At 48.4% G+C, this 25,236-nt stretch carries 14 protein-coding genes and 2 tRNA genes; 6 read left to right on the top strand and 10 right to left on the bottom strand.

The annotated features are described in order from the left end of the window. Positions 1-434 precede the first annotated feature (434 nt). The 3 genes from M2133_RS15515 to M2133_RS15505 all read left to right on the top strand — a co-directional run bounded on the left by M2133_RS15515 (position 435) and on the right by M2133_RS15505 (position 3,086). On the top strand, positions 435-2,729 hold the full coding sequence (locus M2133_RS15515; protein WP_277467111.1) for a patatin-like phospholipase family protein: 2,295 nt from the start codon (positions 435-437) through the stop codon (positions 2,727-2,729). Between the two features lie 172 nt (positions 2,730-2,901). After that, positions 2,902-2,975, top strand: a tRNA-Arg gene (locus tag M2133_RS15510). A 34-nt stretch (positions 2,976-3,009) separates the two neighbouring features. Further along, positions 3,010-3,086, top strand: a tRNA-Arg gene (locus M2133_RS15505). 88 nt (positions 3,087-3,174) lie between these two features. On the opposite strand, the gene pdxA is transcribed toward M2133_RS15505, so the two are convergent. From pdxA to M2133_RS15455, 10 genes are all read right to left on the bottom strand, one after another. Beyond that, a complete protein-coding gene (pdxA, locus tag M2133_RS15500) occupies positions 3,175-4,278 on the bottom strand; it encodes a 4-hydroxythreonine-4-phosphate dehydrogenase PdxA (protein ID WP_277467110.1) in 1,104 nt (367 codons plus the stop codon). Positions 4,279-4,309: 31 nt separating this feature from the next. Then, complete coding sequence (locus M2133_RS15495; RefSeq protein WP_277467109.1) at positions 4,310-5,344, bottom strand: DUF4837 family protein; 1,035 nt, start codon at positions 5,342-5,344, stop codon at positions 4,310-4,312. 88 nt (positions 5,345-5,432) lie between these two features. Then, positions 5,433-6,458: a 23S rRNA (adenine(2503)-C(2))-methyltransferase RlmN gene (rlmN, locus tag M2133_RS15490; protein ID WP_277467108.1), complete on the bottom strand. Its 1,026-nt coding sequence runs from the start codon at positions 6,456-6,458 to the stop codon at positions 5,433-5,435. A gap of 100 nt (positions 6,459-6,558) precedes the next feature. After that, entirely contained in the window at positions 6,559-8,691 is a 2,133-nt protein-coding gene (locus M2133_RS15485) for a SurA N-terminal domain-containing protein (protein ID WP_277467107.1), read from the bottom strand. Positions 8,692-8,805: 114 nt separating this feature from the next. After that, the gene (locus M2133_RS15480; protein WP_277467106.1) at positions 8,806-10,065 is read right to left on the bottom strand and encodes a hemolysin family protein; all 1,260 of its coding nucleotides are present in this window, start codon (positions 10,063-10,065) and stop codon (positions 8,806-8,808) included. Between the two features lie 16 nt (positions 10,066-10,081). Further along, positions 10,082-10,840, bottom strand: a complete 759-nt coding sequence (lptC, locus tag M2133_RS15475) for an LPS export ABC transporter periplasmic protein LptC (protein ID WP_277467105.1) — start codon at positions 10,838-10,840, stop codon at positions 10,082-10,084. Between the two features lie 38 nt (positions 10,841-10,878). After that, entirely contained in the window at positions 10,879-12,246 is a 1,368-nt protein-coding gene (locus M2133_RS15470) for a hypothetical protein (protein ID WP_277467104.1), read from the bottom strand. A gap of 29 nt (positions 12,247-12,275) precedes the next feature. Beyond that, on the bottom strand, positions 12,276-13,493 hold the full coding sequence (locus M2133_RS15465; RefSeq protein WP_277467103.1) for a hypothetical protein: 1,218 nt from the start codon (positions 13,491-13,493) through the stop codon (positions 12,276-12,278). Between the two features lie 43 nt (positions 13,494-13,536). Then, the gene (locus M2133_RS15460) at positions 13,537-14,265 is read right to left on the bottom strand and encodes a type III pantothenate kinase (protein WP_277467102.1); all 729 of its coding nucleotides are present in this window, start codon (positions 14,263-14,265) and stop codon (positions 13,537-13,539) included. 94 nt (positions 14,266-14,359) lie between these two features. Continuing rightward, on the bottom strand, positions 14,360-18,394 hold the full coding sequence (locus M2133_RS15455; RefSeq protein ID WP_277467101.1) for a hybrid sensor histidine kinase/response regulator: 4,035 nt from the start codon (positions 18,392-18,394) through the stop codon (positions 14,360-14,362). 270 nt (positions 18,395-18,664) lie between these two features. On the opposite strand from M2133_RS15455, the gene M2133_RS15450 reads away from it, so the two are divergent. The 3 genes from M2133_RS15450 to M2133_RS15440 all read left to right on the top strand — a co-directional run bounded on the left by M2133_RS15450 (position 18,665) and on the right by M2133_RS15440 (position 24,709). Beyond that, positions 18,665-22,066, top strand: a complete 3,402-nt coding sequence (locus tag M2133_RS15450; RefSeq protein WP_277467100.1) for a SusC/RagA family TonB-linked outer membrane protein — start codon at positions 18,665-18,667, stop codon at positions 22,064-22,066. A gap of 28 nt (positions 22,067-22,094) precedes the next feature. Further along, positions 22,095-23,984 (top strand): SusD/RagB family nutrient-binding outer membrane lipoprotein, encoded by a 1,890-nt coding sequence (locus M2133_RS15445; protein WP_277467099.1) that lies wholly within the window; start codon positions 22,095-22,097, stop codon positions 23,982-23,984. A gap of 77 nt (positions 23,985-24,061) precedes the next feature. Next, positions 24,062-24,709: a hypothetical protein gene (locus tag M2133_RS15440; protein WP_277467098.1), complete on the top strand. Its 648-nt coding sequence runs from the start codon at positions 24,062-24,064 to the stop codon at positions 24,707-24,709. The last annotated feature ends 527 nt before the right edge of the window (positions 24,710-25,236 follow it).

Here is a 25,236-nt window from a genome sequence, read left to right as displayed (position 1 = left end):
ACCCATGTAAACCTAACGTAGGAATAAGATAAATTGTGTAAACTTTATTCAGTTATTAAACCATAAACTGTAAACCTATTTCAGGAGAGGTCAAACCCTGCCGGCCTTTTGGAAAAACCCTGCCGGCCTTTTGGAAAACTCCGGCGGCCTTTTGGAAAACTCCGCCGGCCTTTTGCAAAACCCTGCCGGCCTTTTTCGGGGAGCCTCCATCCTTCACCCGAAACGCTGATCAATACAGGGATCTGGTGAACGGGTGAAAGGTGAAAGGGGGGTGTGAAACTTTTATGTGTAGGCTATCCAAAATAAACATTGCACTTTGGTCGAGCAAAGCGCAATGTTTTTTCGGCCAAAGTGCAATGTTTTGAAATAAGGAAAGTAGACAACTTGCAGATTGGGAAATTAGCCCTATTTTTGTGCGAAAGCCGATTCGTTATATGAAGCTATTTATACTCTCTATAATCTTATTCCTGGCGAGCTGTTTGGCTTTGCCGGCGCAACAGGTGGGCCTGGTGTTGAGTGGTGGCGGGGCGAAAGGTGCGGCGCATATCGGAGTGATCAAGGCGCTGGAAGAGAACGGCATCCCGATCGACTATGTGACGGGTACCTCTATCGGTGCGATCATCGGCAGCCTCTATGCGATGGGCTATACGCCGGATGAGATGCTTCACCTCCTGCTTTCGGATGAGTTCAGCTACTGGCAGAGCGGAACGGTGGAAGAGGAATACAGTTATTATTTCCGGGAGCCCTACCCGACGCCGGAATTCGGGCATTTCTCCGTCAACTTCTCCGACTCCCTGCAGGTCAAGGCCAGCTTTATGTCGCAGAGCCTGATCAATCCGATCCAGATGAACCAGGCGTTTATGGGCCTGTTTGCCCAAGCGACGGCTAAGGCGGGGTGGAATTTCGATAATCTTTTCGTGCCCTTCCGCTGTGTCGGGTCGGATATCTACGGTAAACAAGCGATTATCTTCCGCAATGGCGACCTGGGTGATGCCGTGCGCGCGTCGATGAGCTTTCCTTTTGTATTTCAACCGATATGGCGCGACAGCGTACCGCTCTACGACGGGGGCATCTACGACAATTTCCCGGTGAAGCCGATGAAAGATGCTTTCCAGCCCGATTTCATTTTCGGCTCGGCCGTCGCCGGATCCGATCAGGGCAAGGTGTCGGAGAGTTTGTACAATCAGTTGGAAACGATGATTATGCAACGCACCGACTACGATCTGCCGGAAGAGGACGGGATGAAGATCCATTTCAAATTTACGGATGTCTCGCTCCTGGATTTCCCCCGGGCGCAGGAGTTGATGGATATCGGCTATGAACGCACCCTGGCACTGATGGACTCCATCAAAGGGCGGATCACCCGGAGGGTGCCACAGGAAGAGGTCAACCAGAGACGAAGAGCCTACAAAGCGAGTCTTCCGCCATTGATCTTCAAGAATATCTATATCACCGGGGTGACCGATGCCCAGCGGGCGTACATCGAGGCGCAACTGCATAGGGATATCAACGATGAGTTCTCCATGGCGGAGTTCAAAAGGGCGTATTTCAAGATGCTGACCTATTCGAAGATCCGGGAGATTATTCCACATGCCATATACAACCGGGAGGAAGGGAAATTCGATCTTTACCTCGATGTGACGATCAAAGATGAGTTCTCGATCAGCTTCGGCGGGAATGTCTCGTCGCACCAGGCCAATCAGTTGTTTCTCGGGCTGAGCTATCAGTTCCTGGGACAGGTGGCTTCCGAGATCCGGGGCAATTTCCATGTCGGGAACTCATTCAGCGGCATCATGCTCGACGGACGGATGTACCTGCAGACCCGGGTACCCTCCTACCTGAACCTTCGGGGCGTGTATTCGCGCAAGAACTTTTCGGAGAGCCAGTCGCTTTTCTATGAAGATGTGGTGCCCGCCATTATGCGTCAAACGGAGAACTATGCGAAGCTCTCTTTCGGCCTGCCTTTTATGAACAAAGCCAAAGCGGAGATCGGGGCGGCCTACGGACGGTTGAGCGACCGCTACCTGCAGAGCAGCAGTGTGCCCTTCCCCGATGCCTCGTTCGACCGGACGCACTACAACCTCCTGAGCTTCTCCTTGAGCATTGCCCAGAACACCCTGAATGCCAAGCAGTACCCCACAGCAGGGGCGCAGCGCTTCCTGACGGCGCATTACGTCACCGGAAGCGAAGAATTCGATCCCTCCTCCTCTTCGACCCAAGCGGGTGAGAGGAATACGCATAGCTGGCTGCAGATGAAAGGGCGATGGGAACATTTCCACGTATTGAACCGCAGGCTGAACCTGGGCTTGGTCGGCGAAGTCGTTATTTCGAGTAAGAACCTGATGAATAACTACACGGCATCGGTCTTGCAGGCGCCTGCCTTTACGCCGACGCCGCACAGTCAGATCGTCTTCAACGAAGCTTTCCGCGCCAATCAGTACCTGGCGGGCGGCGTATCCCCGATCCTGAAACTCAGCCGGATCGCGCATCTACGCCTCGATATGTATGCCTTTGCCCCTTTCTACGAGATCCGAAGAGATACGGAGCAGAAACCCTATTACGGTAAGATCCTGCGTTCGTTCGAATACATGAGCGAAGCCGCCTTTGTCGTGCAACTGCCGTTCATCTCCATGAGCCTCTACGCCAATGGCTACAGCTACCCGCGGAAGAACTTCAATGTCGGGCTCAATATCGGGTTCCTGATCTTTAATCCGAAGATGCTCGACTAAGGCCCCCTTCGGGGAATTATGAATTATGAATTATGAGAATAATTCTTCTCGGAGAGCCGTTTCTATCCGGATGAATTCTCATAATTCATAATTCATAATTCATAATTTCCCAAAAAGGGTTTGGAATTTACAAAGAAACGACTACCTTTGCACTCGCAATCCTAAAAACTAGGGCCGCGTAGCTCAACTGAATAGAGCATCTGACTACGGATCAGAAGGTTACAGGTTTGAATCCTGTCGCGGTCACTACAAATAAGAGATTGCCAAAACATTGCGGATCGGCCGCGTAGCTCAACTGAATAGAGCATCTGACTACGGATCAGAAGGTTACAGGTTTGAATCCTGTCGCGGTCACCAAAAAAAAGCGTTGGAATGATTTTCCAACGCTTTTTTTATTCCTGAGGAGTCCTATGAGTTCCTAGGATTCCTAGGGCTCCTAAGGCTCCTAAGAAATCTCATCATCTTTCGTCAAATCGAGCTTGACATTATCCGCTCCTTTATCAAAGTATTGTTTGCGGAGCGGGCGGGCGGTTGCTTCTTTGTAGCGGCAACGGTTGCGGTAAATATCAAGGGCGGCGTAGATCGCCAGACGGAAAGAGTCTTCGGAGGCTTTGTTCTGCCCGGCAATATCATAACCGGTGCCATGAGCGGGCGAAGTGCGGACGACCGAGAGGCCGGCCGTGAAGTTGACACCGTCTTTCATCGCCAACGTCTTGAAAGGAGCCAATCCCTGATCGTGGTACATCGCCAATACGCCATCGAACTTCTCATACAGTTGCGCCCCGAAGAAACCATCCGCAGCATAAGGTCCGAAAGCCATTATGCCTTGCTTTTCGGCTTTCTCCATGGCCGGTTTGATAATTGTTTCCTCTTCCGTACCCAATAGTCCGCCGTCTCCGGCATGGGGATTGAGCGAAAGTACGGCAATACGGGGCTTGATAATCCCGAAATCTTCTTTCAGCGATTGATTGAACAGCGCCAATTTGTGCAGGATATCTTCCGGCGTAAGGGTAGAAGCGACCTGCGCCAGGGGGATATGCCCGGTCACCAGCGCCACCCGCAGCTCTTCGGTCATCAGGATCATCAGCGCTTTGCGGTCTTCTTCGCCGAAACATTCTTGCAGGTATTCGGTATGGCCGGGGAAATGGAACTGATCGTTCTGGATATTGTTTTTATTGATCGGTGCGGTCACCAATACATCGATCGATCCCTGTTTGAGATCTTTGACGGCAGCTTCAAGGGCTTTGAATGCCGCTTCGCCGGCGATAGGGGTCGACAAGGCCAGATCGATCTTCGTATCATCCGGGATGCAATTGATTACATTCACCCGGTTGATGCCCGCATCTTCGGCACGGGAGATCGTATTCATATTCACAGGAGGCAGCTCGAGGGCTTTGCGATGAAAGCCTGCGACCTTGGTCGATCCGTAGATGACAGGCGTACAAATCTCCGTCATACGCGTATCGCCGAATGTCTTTAAAATCACTTCATAACCTATGCCATTAATATCCCCGTGGGTAATGCCCACCTTGATCATCTTTTCTTCCATTCTTTTTATTATTTAAGCGTCAGCCCTCTCTTCACTCTTCACCTCCGGGCACCACACTGATCTCGGGCAAGCGCGTACCGTCGCCCGGCACCTGCAAGGTATAAAGAGAGCACTCTCCTCTTCGTATATAATTTCTTTTATCGGTTTCAGGCGCATAGACAAATACTTCGGCTACGACTACCCGGTTGTTTTCTTCGTCGAGACGGGCATGGCTGACGAACGGGCCGCCCATCATATCGCCCTGCATACGCCATAAGCCACGCAACACGCCGCAATAACGGTCGTTGAGCGTGATCGCTTTGTATTCGGGTAAGACATAACGAGTCTCCGTGGCCATATAGGAATCCGGGAATGCACCCGGCATATTCGCTTTCATCACCGAGTCTCTTTTGGCCACCAGATAGTCGCGCGTAAAGGTATCCGCATCCCGGTAAGGGAAGGCGTAGACCACCACATCCGTACGTCCGGTGCCCGCGTTGTTCGAACACCAGAAAAAGTCCTGGCCAGACTTAGAGAAGCTCATCGTGCCCGGCACTCTCAATGTCACATTCAATTGTTCGCTCAATTGCCTGAACACGTCCCGGCTATAATCGGTTTCGAGCAGTTTCATGCCCCGGCTCATCTCTTCGCGGGTGAACAGATCGACCATTACGCGCGGGTGTTCGTTGAGGTATTGCACCAGGGTGTTAGCGTCAGGCGTATGAAGTGTCAGTACCAGCTGCCCGTCGGCCCAGCGGTTTCTTTCGCCGGAGATAGACACTTTGGTGTAGCGGGCTGAATTGATATCGACGATAACTATATTCTTCACATAAGTAAGCAAGCCATTGAAGTCGGACGGACGGGCAAAAGTGATACGCATGGAGGGTTCGGCCTGCGGCAATCCGGGCACCGGAGCCAGTAAATCATTCTTCACGGCCTGTCCGGCTTCGCCTTCCCAGGCGCCGGCATCCATCGTGACTACCACCTCATAAGCCAAGCCGGTAGCCCTTTTGCCCAAAGGCGTATTATTACATGCAGCCAGGAAAAGAAGCATCAGCATAGCCAATAGATTGATCTGTGTTTTCATATCGTGTTTCTTTTTTTAATGATTCGTACTATAGATGTTCTTTTTCTTGTTATTCCATACAAAAATAATTCTTTTTTCGAAGAAAGCTTTATTTTCTTTTCCTCTCTGTAGAAAGCATGCCGCAGGCGGCCATAATATCCTCGCCCCGGGAAGCGCGGATCGTGCAGGTTACACCTTTCTCATTCAGGATATCCCGGAACGCTTCCATGCGCCGCAGATCCGAACTTTCGAGGTCGCTATCCGGAATGGCATGGAAACGGATCAGATTGACCCGGCAGGGTATCTCTTTCAACAACGCGCCAAGAGCACGGGCATGATGCGGACTGTCGTTCAGGTTGCGAAACACGATATACTCGAACGAGACACGCCGCTGATGGCTGAAATCATAGCCCCGGAGCAGTTCCAACACCTTATACATCGGGAACGCTTTCTCCACCGGCATAAGCGACAGGCGCTCCTCCGGATAAGGAGAATGGAGGCTAACGGCCAGATGGCATTCGCTCTCGTCGAGGAAGCGCTTCAATCCTTTGAGTACGCCGATGGTCGACACGGTTATGCGCTTGGGGCTCCAACCGTATCCATAGGAGGAGGTCAAGATCTCCAACGCTTTAAACAGCTCATCGGGATTATCCAAAGGTTCTCCCATGCCCATAAACACAATATTGGTAAGCTTCTCGTATTCCGGCAGGGATTGGATCTGATTGATAATCTCATGAGACGTCAGATTGCCCGAGAAGCCTTGCCGGCCGGTCATGCAGAAGAGGCAACTCATCTTGCAACCGATCTGGGAAGAGACACAAAGGGTCGCCCGGTCGTCGGTCGGGATATAGACCGACTCGATAGCGTCCTTCGCTCCGACAGGATAGAGGTATTTGATTGTTCCGTCGACAGCATTCATCGACTCAACAGGGGGATAGGCGCCTACTTCGTATTTTTCGGCCAAAAGAGCCCGTTTGGCGGCTGCGATATTGGTCATCTCAGCGATGTCCGTAATCCGCTTTTGATAAAGCCAATCGGCCATTTGCTTCGCCGCATAGGCTTGCAGTCCGGCCTCTGCGGCAACGGCTTTCAGCTCGTTTAAAGTCATGCCCAGGAGGGGGCGTTTTTGTTTCATTGAGATTGTTTTTAACTCCTAAAACTCTAAGAGTCCTAAAAGGCCTAAACGCTTAGGACTCTCAGGACTCTTAGGGTATTTAAGAAAATCACTTTTCGGATTAATAGAATCGTATGCGATTATCGATTACACTTGCCTGATCAACCAAAGCCCGGATAGCAGAGAAACCGTAACGGTAGCTATTGGCGGAATTGATCGTATTGAGCTGTTCAGCTTCATCGTATGCGCGATCATCTTTGTTTTTGCCCGTCACCTCAAGCACATAGACGCCATTCGTACCGACAATCGGCTGGCTTACCTGTCCTTGCGGAGAAGCGAAAGCAACAGCATTCACTTTAGGCTCTACCCCGATTCCGGAAATACGTGACGTATTGAATCCGACGAATTTAACCGAGTCAACCTTGGAGTTCATCGCCTGTGCATAAGCCGAAACCGATGTCAGGTTTTTAGCTTTAAGATCCTGTGCAATGATTTCACCTTTCTTCTGCGCTCTGAGTTCGCTCTCCAACTGAGAAGTAACGGAAGCTACCGAACGATAACCTTCAGGAACAGTTCCTTTCATCACCGCGGCAATAAACTTATCGTTGCACTCGAAGATATCGGATACTTTGCCTTTATCGGTTTCAAAAGCCCAGCGAACCACCTGGCGAGAGCTTGGCAAGAACCCGAGTGTCTGGTCGCTCTTCGTTACCGTTGCATCCTTAATCAGGCTAAAGCCTGCTTCCTGTGCTCCTTCTTCGAATTTAGCCTGCGTATTGTTTGCCGACAGATACTGGTTCAGGTTATTATACAGATTACTGTAGGTCTCTGAACTGGGCGACACGGCCATTTCAATATCCGCCACTTTATATTTCTGTACGTTAGAGGTCTTCTCGGTAACCTTCACGATATGGGTTCCATACAGGGTCTTTACCGTCTTCAGTTCGTTCACGTTTGCTGAGAACACCGCGTTTTTGAAGTCTTCGCTGATACCTCTCAGGGCGTTTACCTCGGTAAACCATCCCAGTTCGCCTCCCATTTGAGCGGCCTGGTCCATAGAAAACTCACGGGCAATATCTCCGAAATCAGCACCGCCTTTTAAAACACCGATCAAGCTGTCGGTCAGTTCGGCAGTCCGGGCATCAGTCATTCCGGCCAACATGATATGGCTTACTTTAACCGAGTCGGGAGCCATTGCTTTGTCGACCAACTTGAACATACGGTATTTATTATCGGCGAAAAGAGGACCTTCCACATCACCTACTTCAGCAGTAGCAATAAATTCTTTAAGCGCTTCATCAAAGGAATTGACAGAGAAGAAAGCATCCGTATAAGGAACGTCCGAATTCTCGTTCACCAGATCAGCCACATTAGCAGAAGCGGTAAATTCAGCTCTCAAGCTTTCGATATCCGCCTGTGCTTTGGCAAAGTCTTCAGCGCTGGGAACAATATCAATAGAGATATAACTCAACACTTTGGATTCAGCCTGTTTGAATGCTTCTTTGCGTTGGTTGTATAGTTTCTCCACTTCACTCTTACTCACCTGAACGGTAGAGTCCGGAATGGAAGCATAGTTTTGCATCGCGTAAACGATATCGCTTGTTTCCGAAATCGCCTTAAAATTATCTTCAGCTTCCAGCTTATTGGCCGAAATGGCTTTCGTCAACAGGTTGGTGTATTTTTCTTCCAAACGCTGGTTCTTGATATTCTTTTCCCAGAACAACCAGTAATTACGCATCTGAAGCAATTGCATCTGCTGATCTGCCGGATAGCTGGCAATATGATCATCATCGATCGCTTTCAGGAAGTTCAATAAAGCAATCTTATCAAACTGGCCGACTTCATTCAGAAACATCGGCATTTGACGGATTACCGGAGAGATATTCTCACCCTGTACCATATCAAACAGTTCTTCAGCGCTAACCTCCAGCCCCAGTTTTTCAGCAGTCACACCCAGTACCATTTCCTGTACCATAGAACTGAAAACCGACTCACGGATGTTTGTCACAATCTCTTCCGACAGGTTTGAATTTCCGGTCTGCATCTTGTACACTTCCGACATTTCGTCGATACGTGCCTGATAATCCTGAATGGTAATAACTTCACCATCTACCGAGGCGATCTTTTCATGATTCTGTCTGAAATAGGTTGAACCTGAGTTCAAAAAGTCACCAATGATAAAAGCAAACAAAGCAACCCCGACTACAATGATCAGGAGCCCGGCTTTGTTTCTAATTTTTTCCAGCGTTGCCATTTATCGTTTTCTATTTTATTTAATTATTATTCTTTGCAAAAATACACTGCGCTTTTTAAGGGTGCGAAGATACAAAAAAAAGGAATTGTTACATCATTTCAACTCTTTTTTTTACTATTCAAACACTTTCATGCGAACCAATTCGATCTTTGTAGCCGTCATCTTGATTATTTTGAAGGAATATTTATCGATCGTAATCGTTTCGTTCAGCTTGGGGAAGCTCTGGTAATTGTTCAGGATATAACCGGCAATGGTCACATAATCGTCGGACTCCGGCACATCGAGGGTAAACATTTCGTTCAAGGTATCGATCTCCACCCGCCCGGAAAGGAGGTATTCGTCGTCGGCCACCTTCTTGGCGATATGCGAGCGCGTATCGTGTTCGTCTTCGATCTCGCCGAAGATTTCTTCCACCAGGTCTTCGAGCGTGACCAGCCCGGCTGTTCCGCCGAACTCATCGACCACCACCGCCAGGCTTTTCTTGTCCTGCATCAGCGCTTTCATCAGTTTGTTTGCCGCCATGGTTTCCGGCACGATAGAGACTTCCTGGATGCTCTGCGTCCAGTCTTCGGGATGCTTAAACAGTTCGGAGGAATGGATATAACCGATAATATCATCGATATTCTCTTTGTAGACCACGATCTTCGACAAACCGGTCTCAATAAACCGGTTCCGCAGTTCGTTGACCGAAGTCGAGGTATCGCAGGCCACAATCTCCGTACGCGGCACAATACAATCGCGCAGCCGCACATTCGAGAAGTCCAGGGCATTCTGGAAGATCTTCACTTCCGTTTCTATCGTATTGCGTTCGCTCGACTTCTCGAGGCTCTGCTGGATGAAGTAATCGAGATCCACCTTACCCAATGCCTTCTGGGCAGAGCTCTTCAGATTCTTTACCCCGACAATCTTGAGCAGGATATAAGACAAGAAAGAGGCAAAGCGGGAGACCGGATAAAGAAGGATATAAAGGATCAACAAAGGTACGGCAAACAGGTTGAGGGAGAAGTTCGGATTGATCCGAAAGATTGCCTTGGGAAGAAACTCTGCCGTAAAAAGAATCAGGATCGTCGACAGTATAGACTGAATCAAGACGATCAAGGCTTCATTCGAAACGAAACGGGCGATAAACGGCTCCAACAGAATAGCCATCTGCAAGCCGTAAACAACCAGGGCAATGTTATTGCCGACCAGCATGGTGGAAATAAAATTCCCGGGATTCTTATAAAAGATACTCAGTATACGACTGGAAAACGTTTTTCGCTCCCGGTCCATCTCAAAACGAAGTTTATTGGACGAGACAAAAGCAATTTCCATTCCGGAGAAGAAAGCGGAAAAGACGAGGGATATTAATATGTACACAAGAACCTGGCTCACTTCACTTTCAATTCATTTACTCTTCAATAGGTAAGATTTCCTCCTCCGTTTCCTCGGAGACAGGAACAGGGAGTTCCTCTTCTTCGGCGGCATGCATCAGCGAATCTTTCGCTGCGGGAGGGGGTACGATACGGCGTTGCGGCCTTTCGCGCTGTACCGGAGGAAGGCCTATCGGTGCCGGAGCCACTTCGGGCGTTTTCTCTACCGTAGTCGTATCCGTCGATTCCTCTTCCTGTACCGGGAAAGAGCCTTGCGGCCGTTTGATCCGGTATTTGGTCATGTTCTGATTGGATTCGAAACCGATACCGGTCAGGATCTGATCCGCCCGGGTGATGCGCATAAAGGCTTCGGAATAGATCCGTTCAGCGACTTCATCCCAATAGAGCGTATCCGTTTCGAAACGATCGCCTTCCTGGTTTCTGACATCGACATTGCCGATCAGTTTCCATAGCTTCTTATTGTACCAGTTGAACGCCGTATCCGCTTTGACACTGATATCGGTCGTGTACAGGCTATCGAATCGTTCGAAATAAACGCCTTGCGGGAAATACCAGTAAGGATCCGCCGCTTTGTCAAAGATCAGCATCTCGGCGGAAGTGACCCGGTAACGGGTTACCCCCGAGTCGGAGATCAGCGACATAATCTCTGTCGTGCGCATCGTATAGGTATTCTCCGGATCGAAGGCTACGGCGACCACTTCTTTTTTGTCACCACCACACGACACGGATAAAAGAAGAAGCATAACAACCATCCCGAGGATAGTTGTTATGCCCATAAGTTTCGTTTGACGATCAGTACGTCTTTCAATCATGTTTAACGAATCGTTGTCCGCTCATTGATCCAGCCACCTACAGTAAATGCTTTTCCTTTCTCCAGATCCGGATGCATGAAAATATCTTCTGTTGAAGGAAGGTGAGCCCGGTAAATATTAATAAAACGATTGGCATCCTCTGCACACTCAGGATCCACCTGGCGGGCGCGTTCGAATTTATCGATAGCCGTATTATAAACTACCTTCGCCAATACCGCATCGTTGGGATAAACAGACTTGGCTGTGCTGGCATACATATTACCGATCAGGATATAGGCTTTTCCGTAGTTCGGATTTTGCTCAATCGCTTTCAGGCAATATTGTCTGGCGCGTGAGTAGTTGTTTTGTTCGTGCATCAACAAGGCGATCATGTAATAATCGTCGGCTTTCGCATCGGCTTCAGCTTCCAGTGTAGCGGCTTCTTCGAAATATTTGATAGCCGTTTCGTAATCTTTGTCGCGTACCGATTGTTTGGCCAGACCTACAGCCGATTCAGCCGTCGGATTGTTCACATGCACATAGCGGGAAGCAGCGATATACACATCGGCATCCGTACAACGTGAACGTTTCAACAAAGCCAATGTTTCCTGCAGGAACTGCATATCTTCTTTATTCTGTTCTACCTTTTCGGCATACATATTCTGCAACGTTTCGCAATCGGCAGCACCACTGGCGGCAAAACCACCTTCGATACCGGTCTTGAACGTTGTCAGTGTAGTGATTTCTTTTTCGTTACCCGCAGCTTTGGCAGCAGCCAACTGGGCATCCAGGATAGCCGAAGAGCGCAGATAATCGTCGATATATTGCGGTTTCATATTCTCCGGATCTTTAATCAACAATTGATGCGAACCGAACATATAATAAGAAACAGCCAATGCTTCGGTCTTGTCGCCGTATTGATCGAGGATCGGTTTCAACCAGTTATAAACCACGTTGGGATCCAGGTTTTGCCCTTTTTGCTGGATATAATCCTGCACTTTACGGGAAACGATCCAGTCGGTTCCGTAACGACGGTCATCGCCGAAATATTTGATACGTTGGTCGTAAACGCCCATCAATTTATCAATCAACTGATCTCTCTTAGCCGGGTCTTTCTCGTTAGCGATCTCCCAGCCAACAATCTTGGTTCCATACAAATAAAGGTCTTTATTTGCGGCAGGACATTCATCGAAAGCTGCTTTCCAGAATTCATAAGCATCCTTGTAGTTTCCAGCTTTAGCGTAAGGCACATAGAGACTCAAATTCTGTACGCAACGAACACTGTCTTCACCAGATCCGTACTGAGTACCATTGTCTACTCCCTTCTGTGCGTAAGCTCCGAATGCGCCCAATGTGACGACCAGAGCTGTTAAAAATACTTTGACTTTCATAATCTGTTCCTATTTATTAAGTTTTTCCATTAATCAATTTTGAGCTTACGGAACCACATTTCATTGAATGTAAGGTTCAACGTGATGCGAAAATATTGTTCATCGATCATCGAGCTGAGTTCAGGCTTTACCTTCACATACTCCAAAGACAGATTGATAATCGAACGGTTATCATCGGAGCTAAATCCGGTTCTGATCGGAATCCCGAAACCCACACTCGCACCATACTCTTTATAGCCATACTGACCTTCGCTCAGGTCGACAGTCGTGTACGAGTTGCTGTAATGTGCCCCGGCCCGGTAACGCATCCGTTTGAAAATATTACGTGCCAGGATATCGGGGATATACTCTGCACCTCCAGCGATACGCAAGCGATCGTCGAACCGCCCTTTCTGGTCGAGGAAATGCGCCTCACCCCAGGTTTCATACATCACATCGGCGCCTATAACCCATTTGTTCTTCTTCATATACGAAGCACCCACACCGAATGTGTTGGGCAGATCAAAGCGCTGGCTGGTTATCGTATCCGATTTTTCCAATGTATTGCCAACCTGAAGCACATCGTAATACGTAGCATTCAAGTTTCTCGCCGGCGAGAAAACAGCACCCAAAACAACACTCTCTGTCGCGCTCAACGGATGGGTATATTGCATTCCGAAATCCAGTTTGAGATCACGCACTTCAAGATCTTGCTTCTTCACGATGTTATTGCCCGCGCTTCCGGTTGGGAAAACCACATTTTGCTGATGGGTGGTGGTACCAAACAGGTAACCAACGTTAGCTCCCACTGAAAGACGCTTCTTCCATATATCAATAGACAATCCTCCGTACACTTCGTTTAATCCGCCTGAGCCAATAAATGTTTCCGTATAGGCCAAATCGCCTTCGCTCACCGCTTCGCCAAACTGGTAACCCACAAAGGAATAGGGAATTAAGCCAATACTCATTGCCATCCGCTCATGGATGGGAAACTGCATAGCCATATACTCAAAATTCCCATTCCGGTTGGTTTCCTTGTTTGTCCCGTCAGTATAGCGGGAAAACTGCAAATGCGCACCAATATCAAAGATAAAAGTCATAGAATCCATAGAGGTATACGAAGCGGGATTGAGTGCGTTCACCTGCTTTCCCGTACGTAATCCTATACCAATCCCCCCCATGGCACGTCCTGCCGCAAACGAGCGGTCGGCAATCTCACCATACCCGAAACGGGTATAAGGTGAATTGGTATTATTCTGTGCCCACACTGATAACTGAGTGACTATAAGAATGCTTATAATTACTACCCTGCTAATTTTCAACATTATATTCTAAGATTCTATTTAAGCCTGTCAACACTAAATTAATGTCTGCAAAGATGCGGTTTTTTAAGCGTCCCTGCAAGTAAATCGAATGACCACCTGTTAAAAAAATAAAAAGATTAGGATATTTTAGGCGTAGTTCATCGATATATCCATCCATTTCAAACACAAGACCATTCACGACTCCCGCCTGAATTGCAGTCGTCGTATTCGTCCCGATAAAGGGCATATTTTCCGCTTCGCAGACCAACGGCAACTTCTTCGTATACTCATGCAAAGCCCGGAAACGGGTAGTCATTCCGGGTGAGATATTTCCGCCCAGATAAAGCCCTGAGGCCTCGACCACATCATAGGTAACCGCCGTGCCGGCATCGATAATCAAAAGATCTTTGTCCGGTTGCAAGGTGTATCCGCCTACCGCCGCGGCCAAACGATCGCGCCCCAATGTCTGTGGCGTCTCATACCCTACCCGGACCGGCAATGAGGTATTCTCATCCAAAAGAATAAAATCGTTTAAACGGTGCTGCAGACAAGCCAATAAGTCTTCACCGACTTCAATCACCGACGACAGAATACCCCGCTTCAACGGATACTGATCGAACAATGCAGCCAACAGCTCACATCTAAAGTCTTTATATACCCAGGAGTTTTCGATCTGCCCCTGATGATACACAGCCACTTTCGTCGTGGTATTCCCTTGCTCAACAATAAGATTCATTCAAATTTAGTCGTTTTGCGTGACTCTTCCGATTTTTCCGCAAAGGAAAACAAAATTACGCATACACACAAGAGGAAGCCGCCGAGAATGCCCCTTATGATTTCCCGCTCTGATTCCGACGGTATTCGGCGGGGGTGATTCCGAATTGTTTCTTAAAGCATTTGCTGAAATAGGCGGGTATGGAAAAGCCTAACTGATAAGCGATCTCGGAAATGGTCAGCGGCGTTTCGTTCAACAGGGAAAGGCCTTTATCCATTTTCAGGTGCAGGATATAATCATTGGGGGTCAATCCGGTGATATCCTTGACCTGGGCAAACAGGCGGGTGCGACTGATGCCCAGCGCTTTGCTCCAGAAGGTGGTATCGAATTCCGGGTTACCGATATTTTCTTCGATCACCTGGTTGGCACGCAACATGAAATTCTTGTCGCGCAGATTGGTAGTGATATCAAATTCATCGCTTCCGGCCGGTTGGCTCAACTCGCGGCGAAGGATCTTCTTCCGGTATTTCACCAGGGAATTGCAACGCAGCAAGAGAAACTCCAGGTTAAACGGCTTGACGATATAAGCATCCGCCCCACTCCGGATACAGTCGGTCTTCTGCTTTTCCGTCGGCTGCGAAGAAAGGACCACCAAAGGGATATGCAGTGTCTTGATGTTCGACTTCAATGCCTGGCAAAACTCAACCCCATTCATTCCCGGCACATTCACCTCGGTAACGATCAGGTCGGGCTGCTCCGCTTCGGCATAGCGGTAGGCCGCCTTGCCCTGGGTATATTCGATCACCTCGTAAAGGAAAGAAAAAGAATCTTTCAACAGGGCACGCATCTCATCGTCCGGATCGACAAGCAACAGGCGCATCGTCTTTTCGCCCGGCTCCGGGAGCAGATCTTCAACGCCCTGAGCCAGTTCTTCCGGTTCCGGCTCACCCGGTTCGATCACCTCCGCCACCGGATTATCCCAGACCTCTTCTTCCAGCGATTCCGGTACCGTTTCCAATTCACGCGGACTGAAATGGGCATTACCCAGCGGCAGACAGATCAGGAATAACGTTTTATCCCCGTCTTTCCCGACGGTGATCCGCCCCTGATGCAATTTCACAATGCCCCGGGTAAACGCCAGCCCCATGCCACCTTCGGGCAATAAAGACAGGTTGGGGTTACCGGTCGATTCATCGTTCAACAGCATAAACAGATAGTTGATCGAGTCATAGTCGGGGAACGTGCCGTCATAAATCAGTTGTATCTCCGCCCATTTGTTACGCAGGTGCACCACCAGTTCGATATGGTCTTTAGGCTGGGCGTAGCGGAAGATGAACGTATGAAAATTATACACGACCTTCTGCATCTGTTTGCGGTCGAACCAGATCTCGATCGCTTCCGTCAACTGCCGGTAGCGGTAATGCACCTGTCGCTCTTCCGCCACATCGGCATAGGTCGTATAGATCGTCCGCAGGAAATCATTCAGGTTGTAATTCGCCACATGCAGTTGCAGGGCGTTATTCTCCATCTTCCGGAAATCCAAGAGCTCCGCAATAAGGTCCTGCAGCCTGCGGGTCTGTACACCGATCTTCTCCAGCCGTTTTTTCTCTTTCGCGGGCAATCCGGCCGACAAACGTTCCAACTGCGACATGATCAGCGTCAGGGGTGTCCGGAATTCATTCGAGATATTGATAAAGAAGTCCGTCTTTTTCCGGTTGGCTTCCTCTACCTTCTGAAACTCTTCGCGTTCGACTTCCAGCGAAGCAAGCAGCGAGGTTTTGCTCTTGTTAAACTTAATAATTGCCCATAACGCAAGCGCCAGAAAGGCCAGATAACATAAGATTGCCGGCGCGGTAGCCCATAAAGGCGGCTTGATAACGATAGCCAGTCCGGTCGTTTTATTCTCGTTGCCCACCTCCCGCAACAACAGCTTATATTTACCGGGGCGCAACGAATTGAATATGATATTCTTGTGATTCGTAAGGGTCCACATATCCTCCAGCCCCTCCATCTTATACTCATGCCAGGAGTTACGGGTCGAAAGGTAGTTGGTCGAAGCAAAAGTCAGGTTAAGCGTGTTCCGGTTGTGCGGCAGAACGATCTTATCGGTATGCGGCAAACCCTGCGAAACAACCCCGGAAGAAGGCGACACCAAGCGGTTATTGACCCACAAAGAGGAAAAATAAAGCGAATAGTTGTCGCGCCCCGCCCCCAGGTCTTTCTCCGAGAAAGAGAACAGGCCGTATAAGCCACCGATATAGATCCGGTCGGCGGAAGGGGAAGAATACAAGCCGCAATCTCCATTCAATGCAACCAGAGGAAACGAAGGAGACAAACGGTAATGATGCACCACATTAAACCGTCCGCGCGAGGAACTATTCAATACGGAAACTCCTTTATTGGAGGTAACGATCAGGTTGCCGTAATGACTAAAAGCCGCTTTATAGCAGATATTACTCAATAATAATTGTTGTTCTTCCGTAATCGATTGGAAATTATCGATTTGCGGATCATAAAACAACAGACCCGACTTCAAAGTGATCAGAAAGAGCCCTTTCTGAGGGTTCTCCGCAAAGTCAAGGATCGCACTGGGGATAATACTGCCCGCTTTCAAGCCGTCGCCATAGTTTTTCCGGATCTTCCGGGTTTTCATATCGATAGTAAACAAGCCCCGTTCAAAAGAAGAGACCCACAAGACATCCCGCTCGTCGATATGGATCGAACGGATAATGCCCGAACAGGCTTCTTTCAGTTCCGGCTCCTGAAACAGTTCGCTGATAACCAGGGTTTCGCGGTCCAGGCTAAAGATCCCGTCCTGCGTGAGCAAGAGTAAGAACCTGCGGTAGGGTATGATCTCTTCAATAATATGCTGGTAGAGGGTCGACAACGCACCGCTTTCCACCGAATGGATCCGCTTCGTCTTCACGTCGTACCAGGAAAGTCCCTGCATATATTCGCCGAAAAACACCCGGTCGTAATACTCGTCATACCAGAGCGACTTGATCTTGTCGTGCTTCAAGCCGTCTTCCCTTTTGAGGTGTTCGAACTTATGGGTGGAAGGATTATAGATATTCACGCCACTGCCTTCGGTGATGATATACAGGTTGCCGTTTTTATCTTCGGCCATCCCGCCGATAACCGCTCCGTGCAAACGGTCGGGATGACTCTCGTCGGTATTGTAATACAGGTAATTATCCACTTCAGGATTGAAATACCGCACATCGCCCGAGTAGGAGCCGATCCATAACGTGCCCTGCCGGTCGGAATACAGGGAATAGACCGAAGATTCCGGCATCACATGATTCAGCGTCTCCAGCGTATTCCCGGAAAGAGGTCCCGGCCGGCTGACCTGAAACAATCCGGAAATGGTACCCAGCCATACCGAACCGTTCACATCCTCCGCCAGGCAATAAATATCTGTCTGCCTAACCTTTTCATCTTTTATATCAACCGGTATAAGTTCGAATGAAGCGGCACGTATATGGGTGGCAATATATATTTCCCGGGTTCGCGTTGTCATCCAGATATTATCGTGCGAATCTTTCATCAGACTCACCAGCCCCTCGGCGGGTAACAAGCGCTCCAACACGCTCTTCGCTTTCACATCCAAGACATAACCGCCCACCGGAGTAGCCAATAGAAACCGATCCTCCCCACAACTCTCAATAGCCCGAACACCCGGAATCTCAACAGGCAGAAGCATTAACTCTTCGATCGAACGGTCCGTGACATCATACCTGAAGAACGATCCGGACGAAGCATAATACAGGTAGCCGTCTTTGTAAAATATCGAATTAGTCTGTATATCCGGCGCTTCGAAGGTCTCCGTTTGGAGATCAAAACGAATCAATTGTGTTTCGGCTATCACAAACAAAAGGGAGTCATTTCCGGTAATCGTATGCAGATTGGCATCCTCAATACCTTCTATATAATCGGAAAGACGGTACACCTCGACCGTTTCCCCATCATAACAGTTCAAGGCATCATTGCCCAACCACATACGCCCCAGGTGATCTTGCCAGATCGAGATAGCCGACGACTGCGACATTCCCTGTACACTTCCCAGTGTCTGGAAATGAATATCATGTGCTGCAAGGCAAACCGGATAAAAGAAAAGAACTGTTAATATTTGTACTATGTGCCACCGCATACCTGCCTGAATAAATACGTTTTTAACCAACAAATCACCTTTTTTAAGAAAGTGGATAGAGCAAAATCGTACATTTTGCTTATAAAATCGTTCACAAAACTAATAAATAAATGAATAGAAAACTTTAACCCCCTCACTAAAATAAACATTTTTTAGCTTCGCATTCAAAAGGATAGAAGCCTTACACAAGCAAACTAAAGGAATCAGCTAAATATTAGCCTACTTAAGTCTTAAAACTTAGCATTTATTAATTAAATTAAACCATTCATTATGCCAAAAGTAAACAAGTTTTTATGTGTATTTGCATTGGCTGCGTCGGTTTGTTTCTCCGGAAACGTATATGCCGCGGACAATCAGATGAACGAAAGCATGGCAGTTACCCAACAAAAAAGAAAGGTAACGGGTGTTATCAATGATGATTTTGGTCCGGTTGCCGGCGCATCTATCGCAGTAAAAGGAACCACAACTGGTACTATCTCCAACTTTGACGGAGAATTCTCTATTGACGTAAGCGACGGTCAAACGCTTGTGATCTCTTTTATCGGGTATATCCCCCAGGAGATTGTCGTTAGCGGACAAACAACATTAAACATTACATTGAGAGAAGATACACAAACGCTGGATGAGGTTGTGGTGACCGCTCTGGGTATGAAACGCTCGACCAAAGCGCTGGGATACGCCATGACGGAGTTGAAAGGGGATGAGGTTGCCAAGACGGTTATCAACCCGGTTTCCGCACTGCAAGGGAAAGTAGCCGGGGTTTCGATCGCCGGTTCCGACGGGGGACTCTTCGGTTCTTCCCGTATCCTGATCCGTGGGGCTTCTACATTAAACAAAAACAACCAGCCGATTTATGTGATCGATGGGGTGATCTTAGACAATGCCACCAAGAACGGGGATGCCGACTGGACGGATACCGACCGCGACTGGGGGAATGAACTGAAGAACCTCAACCCGGACGACTTCGAAACGATCTCCGTACTGAAAGGAGCTGCTTCTACCGCACTTTACGGTTCGCGCGGTCTGAACGGTGCCGTCGTAATCACCACGAAATCCGGTAAAGGCAAAAAAGGGTTAGGCATCAGCTTCTCGCAAACCTTCGGTATCGATCATGTCTATGACGGACCGGCTTTCCAGAATAAATATGGTAGCGGGAACTACGCGGGGAACATCTATCTGAACACCGATGAGAACGGGAACTATATCCAATGGGACACGAACCAGTTCAAATACAACGCCAGTGGAAACCGTTCCTTGATCGGACAGTCTACCCTGTCGTTTGGTCCGGCCTACGACGGACAACCGATCGAAAACTTCGATTATACATCTACGCCGTATAGCGCGAAGAAGAACAACTTTGTCGACGCGTACGATAATGGATTCAACACCAACACCAACGTAGCGGTTCAGGGAAGTAATGACACCAGCTCATTCTACACTTCTTTGTCATATCGTTATGCCAACGGGACCACACCGAACAACAGCTTCGAACGTCTCTCGTTCCTGGTCAAAGCCGCACACAAGATCACCGAGAAGGTTGAACTGGAAGCCGGTGTCGCTTTTGCCAATTCAACACCTAAAGGCGGTGAAACCAATTTCGGGGAGAAATTCTTAGACGGAACCTGGAGCCGCCAGTACGATTCACGTTATTGGAGAAATCGTTACAAAGGAGCACACGGTGGATTAGCCAGCTCTTCCTATGGGGATGAATACGGATATGCTCCGGGCCGGGGTACCTGGTGGAACATCTACGAAATCGACCGCACGCAGAAAGAGACCTCCGTACGTCCCAGCCTGAAGTTAAATATTGAACTGACCGACTGGCTGAAATTCAATGCTGAAGGTAATTACAACTATTATTACAAACGGTATGAAGAAAAAGAATTAGGTTCGGGTTACGCCAACGATGGGGGTAGCTACAAGATGGAACTCTACACCAAAGAACAGACCAATGCCAACGTAAACCTGTTGGCCAACAAATCGTTTGGCGACTGGGCAATCAACGGCTTCCTGCGCGGTGAGTATTACCATAACTTCGAACAGGCCATGTCGGAAAATACAAACGGCGGCTTGATCGTTCCCGGACAATACTTTATCGGTAACTCTAAAAACCCCATCTCCTATTCCGGTAAGATCCAAGGAGAGAAAACAATTCTATCCGTTGCCGGACAAGTAGGCGTAAGCTATAAAGATCAAGTGTTCCTGGATATCACCGGACGTAACGACTGGTCTTCTTCATTGGTTTATTCCGACAGCCACGGTACTTATTCTTATTTCTACCCGTCGGTTTCGGCATCATGGTTGATCCATGAAACGTTCCGCGACGACCTGCCGCATTGGATCTCTTTCATGAAACTGCGCGGCTCATGGGCACAAGTGGGTCATGATACGGATTCATATAAGATCAATACCGCATACAGCATCATCACATCGACCACCAACTCAGGCAATACCTATGGTCTGGAAATCCCGACCACCAGCTATTCGACCGACCTGAAACCGGAACGTAAGAATGCTTGGGAAGTCGGTTTGGACTGGCGTTTTGTGAACAATCGCTTTGGCTTCGATGTCACGTACTACAAAGAAAATACCAAAGACCAGATCATGTCGATTGCCGTACCGAGTGTATCGGGTATCAGCAACCAGTTGATCAATGCCGGTAATATCCAGAACCAGGGGATTGAAATCGCCCTGAACACCACACCGATCCAGACGAAGGATTGGGTATGGGACCTGAACCTCACCTTTATGAAGAACAAATCCAAAATCGTCGAACTGCACGAAAACGTAGCCGACTACATTGGATTGGAAGGTATGCCGGCGTATGGTAACTACCGTATCGGTTCGGTAGCCAAAGTGGGTGGCGAATACGGATTATTGATGTCTGACTCCTCTCCGATGATCGACAAAAACACCGGCCTGCCGGTATTGTCAACCGCTTATTACAACTATAATAATATGCATGCGGTCTATCACGAAAGAGCGGGTGAAGTACAGGAAGTAGGTTCGATGATGCCCGACTTCGAAGGCGGTCTGAACACCAGCCTGACGTACAAAAACTGGAGCCTGCGCGCACAGTTCGACTTCCGCTTCGGAGGTCATGTAGCGATCTACAACTCGAAGTATGGTACGGCTTACGGATTCCTGGAAGAATCTATGAAATATCGCGATACTGAAAACGGCGGGACTACCTTTACTTCCATCTGGGACGGTAAAACCTATCACGACGGATATATGCCGGTCGGTATTATCCAGGGTGGAACGACACTGAACACACCGAGCGGTTCTTATACCGTTGCCGAAGGTGGCGAAACGTATGAAAGCCTGTTCAACAAAGGTCTGGTCGACTATCAACATGCCAGCTCCTGGACCCGTTGGAACAACGCCTGGGGAACCGGTACGATCAACGATGCCTGGTTCAAAGAACTCAACTACATCGCATTGCGCGAGATCGCCGTTAGCTACCGTATGCCGATGCATATCTGCAAGAAGATCGGCTCAAACGGCATGACTTTAACCGCTGCCGGACGTAACCTGGGTTACCTGTTGAACTCATTGCCGAACAACATCAACCCCGAATCGGTACGTGGTACGCAAGCCGGACAGTTTATGATCCGTTCAGCCAACCCGTATGTGGCTAACTATACATTTACGATCAATGTAACATTCTAACAAACGACTCATTTAAATTATGAAGATTATGAAATTAAATAAATCATTTTTAGCTGCGTGTGTCTTGGGAACGACCCTGTTGAGCGGTTGTGCCGACGACTTCGCAGACATGAATCAGGACAAATCGGCTGTAACCAATCCGAATGCCGGTTACTTGTTCGCACAGGCTGTAAATGTCTTTGATCCGAGCGGTTATACCTATTGGTTCTACAACGCTCCGATGATGTACAACTGGAACCAGATGGCTGTACCGACCGGTGGGATGACTACGGCTATTCTGACTACCACCGTAACAGGTGACCAGGAAGATCGCTATATCAACACATTACGTTATGTACGCGACCTGGAAAACTACCGTTCGACGCTTCCGGAAGAAGAATCCGCTCAATATGCAGCTTATCAATCCGCAATGGAAGTATTGACGGTCTATCTGGGGATCTTCGCCACCGATATGTATGGTAATATTGCTTATACCGAGGCTTGCCGCGCTGCTTACGGCGGAACGATCACACCGGCTTACGACAGTGTGGAATCGCTTTACGAACTCTGGTTGCAACAGCTGAACACAGCAATCAGCACATTCGAATCGCCCAATCAAACATTTGTGTCCTCACAGGATGTGGTGGCCAATGGAGACTTAAAGAAGTGGGCTAAATTTGCGAACTCCCTGAAGCTGCGTATTGCTGTTCGCTTGTTGGCACAAAATCAGTCGAAAGCCAAACAAATCGTATCGGAAGTCACCAGCGCTTCTTGCGGATACATCGACTCCATGAATGATGCGATCCTGTTTAACAAGGCATTGACAATCTCAACAGACAATAAAGACGTAGTCTACCACTGGAGCAACGGCTTCTTGGATGGAACAGCCGGCAGACAACAGGTATTGGATCTTATGCTTGAGAACTTAGACCCCCGTGTACGTTTCTGCTACCGGAAAAACAACTGGAACTCAAAGATTGTACAGGCTTATTACGACAGAGGACGTGAGATCCCTGATTTCATTGAGAAGAACGTGGAATACACGACGGATGCCAGCGGTAAAAAGACTTTCGTAGCCTGGAAAGGCGCGGGTGAACCTTGGGTACGCTACTATGGCTTCCCCACCGAATACAACTCGCAAGGGATGTCTAAATACAGTTGGTACTACCGCTACAACGATCAAAAGATTGCTGATGAGAGCGGACAAGGTGAAAAATCGTATATCACTTACTCCCAGTTCCAACATCAGATGGTAATCGGACGTTATTATAATGTTTCCGTTCCTACTGCGCCGGGTGATGTGGTATCTATCCCTTCCAAAGATCGTCCCTGGTATGGTTTATACCTGGGTGCGGCTGAAGTCAACCTGTACTTAGCTGAATTTGCGATGCGCGACGGAAACGAATCGGCAGCAAAAACGTATTACGACAAGGCTTTAGCCCTTTCCGTACAGGAATATGATAAATTAGCCGGGTTGAACGAAATTGCTTATTACGGGACAACTTACAATTACGACCCGAACGAAGCAGTGATCGATCTGAAGAACGGTGAAATCGAAACCATGATGCAAGGCGCCGCTTATGCCTTTACGGGTACGGCTGCTGAGAAAATGGAGAAGATCTATATCCAGCAATTATTGAACTTCACCCTGTATCCCAACGAGCAATACGTTACTTCTCGTCGCTCGGGTTATCCGAAGATCGGTTCAAACATACTGGCACGTGAAGTGTACACCGATATGCCGGTGAACATGATTCCTCGTCGTTTCGATACGGGTCTGCCGGTAGAAACCGACTTGATGTACTCAATCAAGATGGCGAACTACCAGGAGCAGGGCTTCACGCCGACATCCAGCGGATCGGGTAATGCCAAGATCCTGCACGACGAACGCGTATGGTCCGACAAGAACGCTCCGGAATGGGGTGCCGGTCATAACTAAAACGCTAAAGACACCGATAACACAGATCTGCCTGATCTGTGTTATCGCGTGTTTCTTATCAATCAAACTATCGTTCCATGAAAAGAATTGGACTTCCACTCCTACTCCTTTTGGCTTTTGCGGCCGGTCTTTCGGCACAGAGCCATACGATCTTTATCTTTAAAGATTTTACGGAGGCTAAGGTCTATTTCAAGAACCGTTCGATCACCATCGCTCCGATGAACTACGACGGGGCTAAAGGGCGGATGTACTTCATGCAGAACGACGAATTGATGGAGCTGACCCATATCCAGATGATCGACAGCATCGTATGGGAAGGAGAACGGAAATTCATTACGCATGGAGCGTCTTTTCTGGATGAGGTCCGGTTGGAGAACGGCACACTCTATATCCACTGGCGATTGAAGGATGTGAATATCGGTTCACGCGGTGCATTAGGCGCCACGACACAAGCCCGGGTGGAAACGATCAGTCTCAAATCCATGGGTATCCACTCCGTCGACAAAGAAGTGAATTACACCGAGATCTACGAACGTAAAAACGACAACGACTATTACTTACTCCTCAATGGCAAATTACAGCGATTTAAAAACAGCAAACAATTATCGAAGCTCCTTCCTGAACTTAAAGACAACATAGAAACCTTCGCCAAAGAGGAAAAGATCGACACGAAACAAACCCCGGACATGATCCGGCTGGTCAATTATACATTAAGCTTAAATTGAAGAAAAAACCCGGACGCTATATTCTTTTTTCCAATAATTATATCATAGCGAAATCAAAACAGATTTTTTCACTCAAGGATGTGCCAACCGGCACATCCTTTTTTTTCGCTACCGCCCTGGAGGCCGCATAGCGGCCAACTGTATACAGCCCCGTGCGGAAGCGCGGGGGTGCGGGTATATAAAAAGGGAAGGCGCCACGTAGTGGTGCTATATGTTTGTCATCCACCTACATAGCACCACTACGTGGCGCTGTTTGATTGGGATATCCATGACCCCGCGCTTCCGCACGGGGCTGGATACAGATAGCCGCTATGCGGCTTCAAAAATCTTCACTACCGGTAGTTTCTGAAGAGAATATTAACGATTCATTTTCAATGATTTAGAAATCCGTAAGATCCATTCGCATCGAAGGAAATTTCTGAACTCTGATTTTACTGATTAAATGATTAACTATGAGTCAGGATTTGTGTACGATCGTCCTGAAAGGACAATGAGCGCTGAAAGCGCGTAATACATCAGCCCGGGGT

It is taken from the genome of Parabacteroides sp. PF5-6, assembly GCF_029504695.1.
Classification (GTDB): Bacteria; Bacteroidota; Bacteroidia; order Bacteroidales; family Tannerellaceae; genus QVMG01.
The sequence above is the reverse complement of the archived record's forward strand: the minus strand, read 5'-3'. Positions and strand labels throughout refer to the sequence as shown.

Bases quoted from the DNA above. Each gene is read 5' to 3' on its own strand.
- M2133_RS15515 (WP_277467111.1), top strand. From the start codon at position 435: ATGAAGCTATTTATACTCTCTATAATCTTATTCCTGGCGAGCTGTTTG.
- pdxA (WP_277467110.1), bottom strand. From the start codon at position 4,278: ATGGAAGAAAAGATGATCAAGGTGGGCATTACCCACGGGGATATTAAT.
- M2133_RS15495 (WP_277467109.1), bottom strand. From the start codon at position 5,344: ATGAAAACACAGATCAATCTATTGGCTATGCTGATGCTTCTTTTCCTG.
- rlmN (WP_277467108.1), bottom strand. From the start codon at position 6,458: ATGAAACAAAAACGCCCCCTCCTGGGCATGACTTTAAACGAGCTGAAA.
- M2133_RS15485 (WP_277467107.1), bottom strand. From the start codon at position 8,691: ATGGCAACGCTGGAAAAAATTAGAAACAAAGCCGGGCTCCTGATCATT.
- lptC (WP_277467105.1), bottom strand. From the start codon at position 10,840: ATGGGCATAACAACTATCCTCGGGATGGTTGTTATGCTTCTTCTTTTA.
- M2133_RS15470 (WP_277467104.1), bottom strand. From the start codon at position 12,246: ATGAAAGTCAAAGTATTTTTAACAGCTCTGGTCGTCACATTGGGCGCA.
- M2133_RS15460 (WP_277467102.1), bottom strand. From the start codon at position 14,265: ATGAATCTTATTGTTGAGCAAGGGAATACCACGACGAAAGTGGCTGTG.
- M2133_RS15455 (WP_277467101.1), bottom strand. From the start codon at position 18,394: ATGCGGTGGCACATAGTACAAATATTAACAGTTCTTTTCTTTTATCCG.
- M2133_RS15450 (WP_277467100.1), top strand. From the start codon at position 18,665: ATGCCAAAAGTAAACAAGTTTTTATGTGTATTTGCATTGGCTGCGTCG.
- M2133_RS15445 (WP_277467099.1), top strand. From the start codon at position 22,095: ATGAAATTAAATAAATCATTTTTAGCTGCGTGTGTCTTGGGAACGACC.
- M2133_RS15440 (WP_277467098.1), top strand. From the start codon at position 24,062: ATGAAAAGAATTGGACTTCCACTCCTACTCCTTTTGGCTTTTGCGGCC.